Below are 13157 nucleotides of genomic sequence, written 5' to 3' on the forward strand. Positions count from 1 at the left end.
TCAAAACTTTCTGTTCTTTAGTTATTTATACTAAGGACATGGGTTAAAACAGACTATATGCAGAATAAGATACAATATAAAATGGGAGTTGATGTCGGGTCGACAACTGTAAAAATTGTAGTTTTAGATAGCGATTTACAAATAATCTACAAAACCTATCGCAGACATCAAGCTAACATTCAGCAGACTCTAATAGACGGCCTGCGTGAGGTTATCGAACAATTTTCTGATGCTACTTTTGGTGTGAATATAACCGGTTCGGCTGGTATGGGTATCGGAGAACGTGTTGGTATATCTTTCGTTCAGGAAGTTGTAGCTGCCGTAGAAGTTGTGAAAAATGCCTATGCAGATACACATACACTTGTCGATTTAGGAGGAGAGGATGCTAAAATGGTATTCTTTGCCGAAGGCAGACATCCTGATATTCGTATGAATGGTAGTTGTGCCGGTGGTACAGGTGCTTTTATCGATCAGATGGCTAGTCTGATGAACATATCGATAAACGAACTGGGCGAAAAAGCCTTGACTTTCGACAAGATTTATCCAATAGCGTCCCGTTGTGGCGTTTTTGCCAAAACAGATGTTCAGAATCTGATAAGCCGTAATATTCCTGTTTCAGATATATCGGCATCCATATTACACGCAGTTGCTTTACAGTCGGTTACGACTTTGGCACGCGGCTGCGAAATTACACCTAAGATATTATGCATTGGCGGACCGCTGACTTTTATCCCGGCACTGCGTGATGCATTTAAAAATACACTGAAATTAGCTGATTCAGATTTTATTGTACCTCAAAACGGAGAGTATTTTCCTGCATGGGGTGCTGCTTTATATAAAGATGAGGAAGCGAATGTTTTCGATCTAAACGATTTGATAGAACGTCTATCAGTTGTTACAACTTCAAATCAAGGTGATGCTCTTGATCCTTTATTTAAAGATGAATTAGATTATATAGAATGGAGTGCCAATCGTAAGGTTAAGCAACTCAAATTTAAGGATCTGGGCGAGGAAAAGAACGTGAATTGTTTCCTTGGTATAGACTCGGGTTCTACTACAACCAAGATTGTGGTAATGGATGCAGATACAAACATTATCTACAAGTTTTACGGTAATAACGAAGGTAATCCCCTTAAGAAAGTCATAGAAGGGGTATCTCTATTTTATAAAGAAGCGGAAGAAAAGGGTGTAAAAGTAAAATTCCTTTCTTCGGCAGCAACAGGCTATGGCGAAGATTTAATAAAATCGGCGTTAGGCTTAGATTATGGTATCGTTGAGACTATCGCCCATCTTTCGGGTGCACAATATGTAAACCCCAATGTTTCGTTTGTATTGGATATTGGCGGTCAGGATATCAAATCGATATTTATCAATAACGGACTTATCTCGAACATAGAATTGAATGAAGCTTGTTCGGCAGGATGCGGATCTTTCTTACAGAACTTTGCATCGATGCTGAATATGCCATTATCTGAATTTGTGCGTGCGGCTTGTTTAGCTAAATATCCAAGCGATCTGGGTTCTCGCTGTACAGTATTTATGAACTCGAAAGTTAAACAATCGCTTCGTGAAAATGCAGGGAACGACGATATTGCGGCGGGATTAGCTTATTCGGTAGTTAAAAACTGCCTGTTCAAAGTACTTAAGATTTCTAATCTGAATATGTTAGGCGATCATATTGTTGTTCAAGGTGGTACTTTCCGCAACGATGCTGTGTATCGTGCTTTGGAAATGCTATCGGGAAAGACGGTAAGTTCGACAGATCATCCTGAGTTGATGGGTGCCGTAGGTGCTGCTCTTTATGGTCAGCGACTATGGGATAAGAAGCAAAACGAATCTTCATTTTTAGGAAAAGAGGCTTTGTTTGATGTTGCTACTATCAATAGCAGAGAGTTGACGTGTAAAGGCTGTACAAATGTTTGTTCGGTACTACGCTTCAAATTTGATAATGGGAATATCTGTTACGCCGGAAATAAATGCGAAAAGATTTTCTTCAACAAGAATATTGCACGTAAAGAAGGTTATAATGCTTTTGACAAGAAGAACGACATCTTATTCGATCGTCCTGTAAAAGCTGAAAATATAGAGCGTGGGCGTACTATTGGTATCCCTCGTGTGTTAAACATGTTTGATAACTACCCTTTTTGGCATACATTATTGTCAGAATGTGGTTATAATGTTCGTTTATCACCTGAATCAACTTTCCCCCTTTATCAAAAAGGAGTAGGAGGGGTGATGTCGGACAATATCTGTTTCCCTGCTAAGTTGGTGCATGGTCATGTTCTGGCATTGATAGAACAAAAGGTAGATCGGATATTCTATCCGCTTGTACCAAAAGAAGAAAATGAATTCGGTGGAGCTTCCAACTCGTTCAACTGCCCTGTGGTGAGTGGTTATCCCGATGTTATAAAAAGCTCGATCGATCCTCAGACAAAATATGATATAGCGTTCGATAATCCTGTTATTAATTTTAGTAGTGATAAGGCTTTATATAAAGGCTGTTTTAATTATATATCTGAATTAGGGGTCTCTAAATCGGTGTTCGATGCTGCTTACAAAAAGGCAGTCGTAGTGAAAGATGGGTTGAAACAGGAATTGCTAAGTTACCAACAAGAGTTATTAGATAAAGCCGTAGAGAGTGGCGAACTGGTATTTGTTGTGGCCGGACGTCCTTATCATGCAGACCCATTGATACATCAAAAAATCGGACAGATTTTATCAGATCTAGGTGTTATTGTATTAACTGACGATGTGTTCCGTAGGCCTGAAAGCAAAGGTTTTGGTAAGTTGAATATTGTATCACAATGGTCATATCCTAACCGTGTAGTGCAAGCTGCAATGGAAGTAGCTAAACTACCTCAGAATGTTCAACTCGTACAGTTGAATTCGTTTGGTTGCGGTCCCGATTCATTCTTTATGGATGAGACTCGCGACATTTTGAAAGCAGTAGGTAAAAATATTACAGTTCTTCGTATCGATGAGATTGCAAGTCCGGGTTCTATCCGCTTGCGTCTTCGTTCGTTGGTAGAATCGCTCAATGCTACGAAATTTACATCGCAAATAGCTTCGACTTCTTACGAAGCATATACTGTTCCTTATAAGAAATCAGACAAGAGTAAAACGATTCTGATTCCTTGGTTGGCTGACTTTTTATCACCATTTGCACCTGCATTGGGTGAACTACTTGGATTGAAAGTCGAAAACTTGCCAAAATCGAATAAAATATCTGCTGATTTAGGTCTGATGTATGGTAATAATGAAGTTTGTTATCCATCGACACTAATATTAGGAGATATAATAAATACGCTTCAATCGGGGCAGTACGATGTCAAAGATGTAGTACTTGCCATTACACAAACGGGCGGGCAATGCCGTGCGACAAATTACATTGCTCAGATTAAATCAGGATTGTTTAATGCCGGATTTAATGACATACCTGTCATTGCTCTAAGTGCCGGAGAGACATATCAGAATGGAGAGAGTGAATTTTTCTTCGATTGGAAAAAGATTGCTAAAATCGCTATTCCTTTGGTTCTCTATGGCGATGGCTTACAGCAAATGCACGGTGCTATTTCGGTAAGAGAAAAGAAAGAAGGTTCGTCGCTGGGCGTATTCGATTTTTATATTGAGCGGGGTATCGATGCTGTAAGGGCAAATAATCCCAAAACATTGATGCGCCTGTTGAAAGAGGCTGTCGCCGACTTTAATAGTGTGCCTATCTTTGATAAAATATATTCTAAGGTTGGACTTATCGGTGAGATATTTGTGAAGTATAATAATTATGCTCAATCGAATATAACCGAGTGGCTTCGGTCGAAAGATGTAGAAGTGTCTACCCCTCCTTTATTAGATTTCCTGCTTCAATTCTTTGTTAATAGCAAGGTGAATGCAAAAATAGGATTGGAAGAGCCTACTATTTTCGAGAAGTCGTTGAAGCCGCTTATATGGATGTATATTAATAGTAAAGTAAAGAAGTCGGAAAAAATTCTGAAGGATTTTAAATTCTATGAAGCGTCCGAATCTATTTACTCTAAAGCAGAAGCGGCGGCAGAAGTCTTGAATTTATCTAACCAGTTTGGTGAAGGATGGCTCATACCCGGCGAGATAGCCCATTATGCGCGTAAAGGTGTGAATAAGGTGGTGTGTCTTCAACCGTTTGGCTGTATTGCTAATCACATTGTAGCTAAAGGTGTGGAGAAACGAATCAAGGAAATTTATCCTAATATGAATATCTTGTATCTGGATATAGATGGTGGTATTGCGGAGGTTAATTTGCAAAACCGTTTGCATTTTATGATATAAAAGATTCTTACATATTGAATAAAAAAAGCGAACTAAGTAAAATTAGCTCGCTTTTTATATTATTAAGCTTCCGTTTATTATTCTGCAAATGGAATTTCAACAGTTTCAAGTTTTGCAACAGTTATGCCGAAAGATTGGCCTTGGCTTTTCTCACTACCAATTTCACCTACAAGTGTGGTATACTTTGCGTTTTCAATATCTCCCTTGTAAAGTACTTTTTCACCTAGCATATTACCATACATTGGGGAATCCATATACCATAAAGTAACTGTAGCATTATTAGTTTGGCTTATTGGTATATTAGCAAATCCATTGTTTGCTCTGAACTCACTTACAGGTACAATTAGATCAAGAGCATGCGGGTAGTGGTTGTAATATGATTTTTTTGTTTTCAGATAAAATCCGGATGTCAATGGTGTTACAGAAAGCAAGATATGGGTAGTTCCTGTAGGAAGATAACATTTATCAGCATCGGTAACATTAATGTCCATTAACGACCACATCGGTTTCAATACTATATCCATAGATGTATTTGCTCCCGAATTGCTATCTACAGTGCAACCAACTGTTTCAAAAAAGATATTTGTGTTATTTTTTAATCCCGTTATGCTACTATTATCACCGCAATAATCTGTGTTGAAATTTGAAGGAATTATGTGTGTATGAAAAGAAAGAGGCTCTCCAGGTATAGGTGCATACGGTGCAGATAGTACTGCTATAGTGTATGTGCCGGCAGGTAGTTCTTCTGTTATTGTAATTTCATTATTATCTATATTTTTTATATCGGGAATTATTCTTTCGCTCATTAAAACACTGCCATCTGCTTTGTAGATTATATATTGGCAATAGTTTGTAATCGGCATAGTTTCGCTACCCGGGTCGAAAGATTTGAGAGGTGTAGATTCTAATTTGAAACCTGAAATATTCAGGGTAACGGGGTAACTTTTTTGATTTCCACCGTCGGGAACTAGTTCATCTTCAGAATTACTGCTACATGATAAAAGCATTGCTGCTGAAAAAAGAGAAAAAAATAATTTTTTCATAAGTAGTTTTGTTTTAGTTGTTAAAAAAGTAATTGTCTATTTTCAATCTTTAAAAATAGTATTTTGATGTTTAAATAGACTAAATTATGTTTAAATTAAACATTTATTAACTATTATATAGTTTTTAATAGTTGTATTAGTGTGATCATTGGTTAATTATTCGCTTAAATGTAAGTATTGTCGTAATTTATCATCTTGGATATATAAATATTATGAAAGGTATTATTATGATCTTTAGATTCCATATTTTACTTAGTATATCAATCGATTAAACAATTGGCATATTATTTTTTTTCCTACCTTTGTATTTCAAAAATAGAGATACTTAGTTATGTTAGATACAAAGCAACAATTTGAACATGTAATCGGCATTTGTCGCAGCCTTTTTGCGAAAAAACTAAAAGACTACGGTGCATCGTGGCGGATACTTCGTCCACAATCTGTTACAGATCAGATTCTGATAAAAGCTAAACGTATAAGAAGTATAGAAGAAAAAGGAATTAGTCTTATAGACGAGGGTATTATGCCCGAATTTATAGCTATTGTCAATTACGGCATCATAGGACTAATACAATTAGAATTAGGCTTTTCGGATACAGTAGATCTTAATGAAGAGCAAGTGTTGGCTTTATATGATAAGCACATGACACAAACTAAAGAATTGATGTTTGCTAAAAATCATGATTATGATGAGGCATGGCGTTCGATGCGTGTTAGCTCATATACAGATCTTATTCTAACAAAAATTTATCGTACAAAACAGATAGAAGAGAATAATGGGCATACTATCGTATCAGAAGGTGTTGATGCCAACTATATGGATATGATTAATTATTCACTATTTGGGCTTATTAAGCTTGAGTATCCCGACACTAAGGATTAACAGAATTATGTCTATGAGTAAAAAAGATATTGTAACAAAAGTCCTAGTAGAGGTTTCCCGTATTATAATTGGGGTTACATTCATTTTCTCCGGGTTTGTTAAAGCTGTAGACCCATTTGGTACAGCTTATAAAATAGAGGACTATCTATCCTCGTTCCATCTTTCTTCACTCTCATTTCTTGCATTACCTGTATCGGCTTTTCTTTGCGCATTCGAATTTGCGATGGGAGCTTTTATGCTATTTGGGATTTATCGTCGTTGGAATTCGCGGTTAGTATTACTCACCATGTGCTTTATGACTCCGCTTACTCTCTATTTGGCTATTGCTAATCCCGTAGAAGATTGTGGCTGTTTTGGAGATGCATTGATAATAACGAACTGGCAAACGTTCTTTAAGAATATAGTACTTCTGGCATGTGCTATATTTATAATATTTCATCGTGAGCGAATATCTAATTTTTTTACGGGTAAAACTTATTGGCTGGCTTTCTTATACATCCTTATTTTTATAAGCATATTTGTTTTCCGTAACTATTTATTCGACCCTATATTTGATTTTCGACCATACAAGATTGGCGCAAATATACCCGAACTGATGAGCGTTGATGAGGGTAAGGGTCACCAGGAAGAAATGATTTTGGTATATGCTAAAAATGGCGTGGAGGAAAAGTTTACTGACCAAAATGCTCCATGGGAAGATAGTACATGGACATATGTGAGGCTGGAGACGAAACTTATTTCGGAAGGCGAAATTCCGTTAATAAAAGACTTTACAATAAGTAGATTGTTTTTTAATCAGGGTAAAACAGAATTGGTAGACCAGTCGGATATAACAGCTGATGTGTTATCTGATAGTGACTATGTTTTTCTCATGATCTCTCCTTCCCTGACAGAAATGAATGAATCTTACCTTAGTAATTTTGAGGATGTAGAGAATTACGCCCACGATCATCAGTACAAATTTTACTGTCTAACGGCATCCGGTCCTGATGATATTATGATTTGGGCGAAGACAAATGTCATAGATTTTAATTTCTGTAATACAGACGAACGAACGCTGAAGACGATAATACGTTCTAATCCGGGATTGCTTTTGTTGAAGAATGGCGTAATCATAAATAAATGGGCAGATATAAATGTTCCTGCCGAAGAAGATTTGACTGCACCTATAGATCAATTGTCCTATGGTCAGCCAATAAATACTAAAAATGAAGATAAAAAGAATTGGATTTATATAAGTGCCCTATTTGTATTACCTTTGTTGGGACTAAAGGGTATGGATCTGCTATTTTTCAGAAGAAGAAAAGAAAAAGAAGTGGATGAATCGCATGAAGATGAAATTAATTAATTTTTTACAATAAAATAATATTAAAATTATGAGAAAGAATATCGTTGCAGGAAACTGGAAAATGAATAAAAACCTTCAAGAAGGTGTTGCTTTTGCTAAAGATTTACAAGCTGCTCTAGCTGGAAAAACTATCAATTGCGATGTTGTTATCAGTACTCCTTTTATTCATTTGGCTAGCGTAGCTTCTGCTATTGATACTACAAAAATCGGTATTGCAGCTCAAAACTGTGCAGACAAAGCATCGGGTGCATATACAGGCGAAACATCGGCTGCTATGATTGCTTCTACAGGAGCTAAATATGTAATACTAGGCCATTCTGAACGTCGTGCTTATTATGGTGAGACAGATGCTATTTTGAAAGAAAAAGTTTTATTGGCTCTTGCAAATGGTCTTACTCCAATTTTTTGTATTGGCGAAACTAAAGAAGAAAGAGAAAGCAATGTACACTTCGATGTTGTTAAAAAACAAATCGTAGCAGCATTATTCGATCTTTCAGCCGATGAGTTTTCTAAAATCGTAATCGCATACGAACCTGTTTGGGCCATTGGTACAGGCTTAACAGCTACATCTGCTCAAGCACAAGAAATTCATGCATATATCCGTAAAACTATAGCTGATAAATACAGCCAGGAAGTTGCAGATAATACATCTATTCTTTATGGTGGTAGCGCTAATGGTGGTAATGCTAAAGAACTATTCAGCTGTCCTGATATCGATGGTGGATTGATTGGTGGCGCTTCTCTCGAAGTTGACAAATTTATCCCTGTTATTGAAGGATTCTAATTAAAAATATCAGATATTAATGTTGCGGGTATTTAATACATACCCGCTACGTTTTTATTATTTAGAGATAAATAACATGAAAAAAAATCTTTATATTTTCTTCGCCCTTTTCTTCTTATCGGGAATAGTTTTGGCTCAGAATGGTCAAAAAACTATTATTGATGATTTGAATACATCTAAGAGTGGACAAGGGAATGTTAAAGTATTGCAGGATGAATCTATTCAGAAGTTAGTTGGTGTACATCATATTGCTTCTGCCAGCACAAGTTCTGACAATAGCGGTAGCTTAGGTTCGTCTACAAACTTCGTGAAAGTCAGAGGTTTTAAAATTCAGGCTTATTCAGGTAACAACCAGAAGAGATCGAAGCAAGAGGCTGAATCAAAACAGGCTCAGATAAGAGCTGCTTATCCAGAACTGGAAACTGTAATTACATATAATGCTCCTGTTTGGCGTCTCCGTGTGGGGAATTTTCTAAGCAGAGAGGATGCGGAAGCAACTCTTAGCGAGATGAAAAAAACACTTCCATCTCTTGGGCGCGAGTTATATGTAGTGCAGGATGTTGTAAAACGGCCCACAGAATAACCACAAAATTATTAGGATAGATTAAGTAAAGTACTTAATACGATTTTCCTGCTTTCAATCGTTTATTACGATATTGACTAGGGAAAGTAATAAATAGGTCTCCGACCTCAATAATCTTCATAAATGCAAGAAGAAAAAAATATAGACTTACTGGCGGTACATTATAAAAAAATCATAGATCTTTTAGGCGAAGATGCCAATCGTGAAGGTTTATTGGATACTCCGGTAAGAGTTGCAAAAGCAATGCAGTTTTTGACAAAAGGCTATAATGAAAGTCCTGAGGATATTTTGAGAAAAGCCTTATTCAAAGAAGACTATAGCCAGATGGTTATAGTAAAAGATATAGATTTTTACTCACTGTGCGAACATCATATGCTTCCGTTTTGGGGTAAGGCGCATATAGCTTACATTCCTAATGGTTATATAACAGGTTTGAGTAAAATTCCACGAGTAGTAGATGTTTTTGCCCGTCGTTTACAAGTGCAGGAACGTCTTACTTTGCAAATAAAAGAGTGTATACAAAATACCCTAAACCCTTTGGGTGTGATGGTTGTCATAGAAGCTCAGCATATGTGTATGCAGATGCGTGGTGTAGAAAAACAAAATTCAACAACTACCACATCCGATTTTACAGGTGTTTTTAATCAGGCTAAAACAAGAGAAGAATTTATTAATCTTATCCGATAATATTAAAGGCAAAATCGAGTTCTAGTTGAAACGAGGTGTCCGGATAAAGAGATTTCCTCGTTTTTTGGTTTAATGAATATTGCAATTGGGATGGAGTTATTCGATGTACATACACATAAAAAGCCTTTAGCTGTAGTTAATGGCTATGATGTTAGGTATATATTGAATATATATCCAGAAGATTTCAAGAATGCAGAGGAGGATATAGATAGTCTTTTTTCTTGTGGTGTACATCCCTGGTATTCTTTGAATACTGAGTCTGATTTGCAACTTTTGACTGAAATTGCACAAGATAAGCGAGTCATTGCTATTGGTGAAGCTGGTTTAGATAAATTGCAAGGGGCAGATTTAGCTATCCAGACGGATGTGTTCCGTAGACAAATAGAGTTGGCTATCCAAACACATAAGCCCATGATAATACATTGTGTAAAAGCTTGGGACGAGTTAATTGCATTATATAAAGAATATAAAACAGCTATTCCTTGGATTATTCATGGGTATAGAGGAAAACCTGAGCAAGCTAAGCAATTGGCGGCTTTGGGATTTAAACTGTCGGTAGGAGAGATGTGTAGTGACGAAACAATAAAGAGTATCCCTTCTGATTCTCTATTCTGTGAGACAGATACATCAGTAATTTCTATATACGGAGTCTATCAAAGGGTAGCAGAAGTTTTGAATATAACTGTTGACAAATTGTCAACAATAATAGCGCATAATGTAAAATGCACTTTTAGGTAAAGTATATTTTATTAATTTTACATGTTGTAAATAGAGATAAGACATGATTGATGCAAATGCACATATTTTATTGATCTATACAGGGGGGACAATCGGGATGGTTGAGAATCCAGGGACAGGCTCGCTTGAGTCCTTCGATTTCGATCACCTAAATAGTAACTTGCCTGAACTACAGAGATTTAAATTTCAGGTAGATCATATTGTTTTTTCTCCTGCAATAGACTCTTCGGAGATAACACCCGATCATTGGCGCAAGATGGTGAGAATCATTGAAGACAAATATGACGATTATGATGGATTTGTGATTCTCCATGGTACAGACACTATGTCGTATACCGCTTCTGCCCTAAGTTTTATGATAGAGAATCTGTCTAAACCTATTGTGTTAACAGGAGCCCAATTACCTATTGGTAAACTTCGTACGGATGCAAAAGAAAATTTAATAACAGCTCTTGAAATTGCTGCAGATAAGGATGCCATAGGTAATCCGATTGTGCCTGAGGTTTGCATATTCTTTCAGAACGATTTAATTAGAGGCAACAGATCGACCAAAGTAAATGCAGATAACTTTAACGCTTTTAAGTCATACAATTATCCTAATTTAGGGAAGTCAGGTATTCAGATCAGATATGATCGTAAAGTCATATTGCAACCTAATTACGAAAAGAAAGTATATTTCCACTATCGTTTAGATGGGCGTATTGCAATACTGAAATTATTCCCCGGAATTGATCGCCAGACTGTCGAAACAATTTTAAATATTAAAGGAATAAAAGCCGTTATAATCGAGACTTACGGTTCCGGAAACGCTCCTTTATCAGCATGGTTTCTCGATTTGATACGGGAGACCGTAAAGCGAGGAGTAATTATTTTAAATATTACCCAATGTGAAATCGGCTGTGTTGATATGCAAATCTACGAAACCGGACAAGAATTATTGCGTGCTGGTGTTATCAGCGGTTATGACTCCACAATAGAGGCGGCCATAACAAAATTGATGTTCCTTATTGGTCATCACTACGGAAAAGAAGAAATCAAGGTAAGAATGAGAGTGCCTTTAGCAGGCGAAATAACCCGACCGGAAGATAGAGCGAATGAAAAAATATGATAATCTGCAAATATTAGCAGAGAAATCCAAGCCTGATTTTTTGCTTTTTTATAAAAAGAACAAAAAACGATTGGATAAAATGGATAATGTTGTCCATCAATTACATGATGAGGTATCATCTGCAATTGACTGTCTTTCATGTGCCAATTGTTGTAAATTGTTGGGTCCCGCTATTTACGATAAAGATATCGATCGTATAGCAAAAGCTTTGAGAATAAAACCTTCTGATGTTGTATCATCTTATTTGAGAATAGATGAAGATGGAGATTATGTTTTTAAAACTATGCCTTGTCCGTTTTTAATGCCGGACAATTATTGTTCGATATATGAATCTCGACCAAAGGCTTGTCGGGAATATCCTCATACCGACAGGAAAAAGTTTAGCCAGATATATAAGCTAACAGTAAAAAATACGTCAACATGCCCCATCGCTTTCGAAGTGTTGACACAGCTAATAAGTAAGTAAAATAAATAATGAAAAAAGTACTTTTTTTGTTGATGCTATCAGTAGCAGTGAGCAATACTCTTTACTCTCAAGATAGTTTAAAATGTCATTTTGATTCTATTTCTCCATATAGACATAGCGAGGATTCTATTTCGCATTTATATTGTAATAAAGATTCCATTAAGCCCTCTTTTATACAGCATGGAACACAAGTGCTTGTTAGTTCCATTTTTGGTGAATCGAGAAAGCTGAACAATGCAGATAGTATCATTAATCAATTGGACGCAATGCCATCTTTTGGTATATATAAAGATAACTATATAGTTGTGGGGACAGAACTGTTTCAGAAACCCACGGAATACAATTCAGATGCTAAATTTCAAGTTAGTATCCGACATCGGTTAACAAATAGTACATTACCATTTAAGACTTATTTCTTTCTGACTTACACACAAAAGGCTTTTTGGGGTGTTTTTCAGGAATCATTCCCCTTTCAGGATCTTAATTTTAACCCTTCACTTGGTTTGGGTAAAGCCCTTGTGTATAATAACAGGCTTTTAGGCCTTCTCTCTTTCCAATTCGAACATGAATCGAATGGGAAAGATGGTCTTGATTCTCGAAGCTGGAATAAAGTGACATTTGGAGCAACCTTCAATTTGGATGATCGCTGGACATTTCATTCTAAAGCATGGGTACCTATCGTAGACAGTGAAAATAATAAAGATATCGTTCATTATGCCGGATGGGGTCAAATGGGAATGGAATATTCGAGCGCTAAAAAGAAATATAATGCGAGCTGTGTTGTTGTAAAACGTGGGGGTGCCAATTTAAATGCCAATATTATACTCAATTTTTCGATTAGATTATTTAGTGATGATAATCAATACCTCTTCCTTGAGTATTATGATGGGTATGGTGAGTCTTTGTTATTTTACAATGAGTACCGACAAAGAATCCGTTTAGGTATCGTTATCAGACCTGATTTTCTTAATATGTATTGATTTCTGTATTTCCCAACACCTTTCATACTAGGTATTTAGATATTTCCCATTAATTATTTTCAAAATAAGTTCATAAAACATTTGGAGTATAATTAAAAGTTTTCTACTTTTGCACCCGCTTCACCGCTGAACGCAGCGCATGAAGTTGATAAAAAAAGAAGCGATCTTTGACTAAATGATAACAATAAACAATAAAGAGTAGTACAAGGGAATTATGTATTGATTCGTTCAATAC

Annotated in this window: 11 protein-coding genes; 10 read left to right on the forward strand and 1 reads right to left on the reverse strand. The window is 36.4% G+C overall.

Annotation, left to right across the window (positions count from 1 at the left end; all coding sequences use genetic code 11):
• Positions 1-57: 57 nt before the first annotated feature.
• A complete protein-coding gene (locus tag G7Y56_RS06740) occupies positions 58-4302 on the forward strand; it encodes an acyl-CoA dehydratase activase (RefSeq protein WP_165042122.1) in 4245 nt (1414 codons plus the stop codon).
• A 77-nt stretch (positions 4303-4379) separates the two neighbouring features.
• Here G7Y56_RS06740 and G7Y56_RS06745 read toward each other — a convergent pair whose 3' ends face one another.
• Positions 4380-5345 carry a hypothetical protein gene (locus tag G7Y56_RS06745; protein ID WP_165042124.1) on the reverse strand — a complete coding sequence of 322 codons (966 nt, stop codon included), beginning with the start codon at positions 5343-5345 and terminating at the stop codon, positions 4380-4382.
• Between the two features lie 331 nt (positions 5346-5676).
• Between G7Y56_RS06745 and G7Y56_RS06750 the strand changes: the two genes are divergently transcribed.
• From G7Y56_RS06750 to G7Y56_RS06790, 9 genes are all read left to right on the forward strand, one after another.
• The gene (locus G7Y56_RS06750) at positions 5677-6228 is read left to right on the forward strand and encodes a DUF1599 domain-containing protein (protein WP_165042126.1); all 552 of its coding nucleotides are present in this window, start codon (positions 5677-5679) and stop codon (positions 6226-6228) included.
• Positions 6229-6241: 13 nt separating this feature from the next.
• Positions 6242-7576 carry a BT_3928 family protein gene (locus G7Y56_RS06755; protein ID WP_165042128.1) on the forward strand — a complete coding sequence of 445 codons (1335 nt, stop codon included), beginning with the start codon at positions 6242-6244 and terminating at the stop codon, positions 7574-7576.
• Between the two features lie 28 nt (positions 7577-7604).
• Positions 7605-8360: a triose-phosphate isomerase gene (gene tpiA, locus G7Y56_RS06760; RefSeq protein WP_165026350.1), complete on the forward strand. Its 756-nt coding sequence runs from the start codon at positions 7605-7607 to the stop codon at positions 8358-8360.
• A 76-nt stretch (positions 8361-8436) separates the two neighbouring features.
• On the forward strand, positions 8437-8943 hold the full coding sequence (locus G7Y56_RS06765; RefSeq protein ID WP_165042130.1) for an SPOR domain-containing protein: 507 nt from the start codon (positions 8437-8439) through the stop codon (positions 8941-8943).
• 123 nt (positions 8944-9066) lie between these two features.
• The gene (gene folE, locus G7Y56_RS06770; RefSeq protein ID WP_165026345.1) at positions 9067-9630 is read left to right on the forward strand and encodes a GTP cyclohydrolase I FolE; all 564 of its coding nucleotides are present in this window, start codon (positions 9067-9069) and stop codon (positions 9628-9630) included.
• A 72-nt stretch (positions 9631-9702) separates the two neighbouring features.
• On the forward strand, positions 9703-10368 hold the full coding sequence (locus tag G7Y56_RS06775) for a TatD family hydrolase (protein ID WP_255498663.1): 666 nt from the start codon (positions 9703-9705) through the stop codon (positions 10366-10368).
• Positions 10369-10411: 43 nt separating this feature from the next.
• Complete coding sequence (locus G7Y56_RS06780) at positions 10412-11476, forward strand: asparaginase (protein WP_165026339.1); 1065 nt, start codon at positions 10412-10414, stop codon at positions 11474-11476.
• Positions 11463-11942 carry a YkgJ family cysteine cluster protein gene (locus tag G7Y56_RS06785; RefSeq protein ID WP_165042132.1) on the forward strand — a complete coding sequence of 160 codons (480 nt, stop codon included), beginning with the start codon at positions 11463-11465 and terminating at the stop codon, positions 11940-11942. The genes G7Y56_RS06780 and G7Y56_RS06785 overlap by 14 nt, the downstream gene beginning before the upstream one ends.
• Positions 11943-11950: 8 nt before the next feature.
• Complete coding sequence (locus tag G7Y56_RS06790) at positions 11951-12922, forward strand: phospholipase A (RefSeq protein WP_165042134.1); 972 nt, start codon at positions 11951-11953, stop codon at positions 12920-12922.
• Positions 12923-13157: the final 235 nt, after the last annotated feature.

It is taken from the genome of Dysgonomonas sp. ZJ709, assembly GCF_011039195.1.
Lineage (GTDB): Bacteria > Bacteroidota > Bacteroidia > Bacteroidales > Dysgonomonadaceae > Dysgonomonas.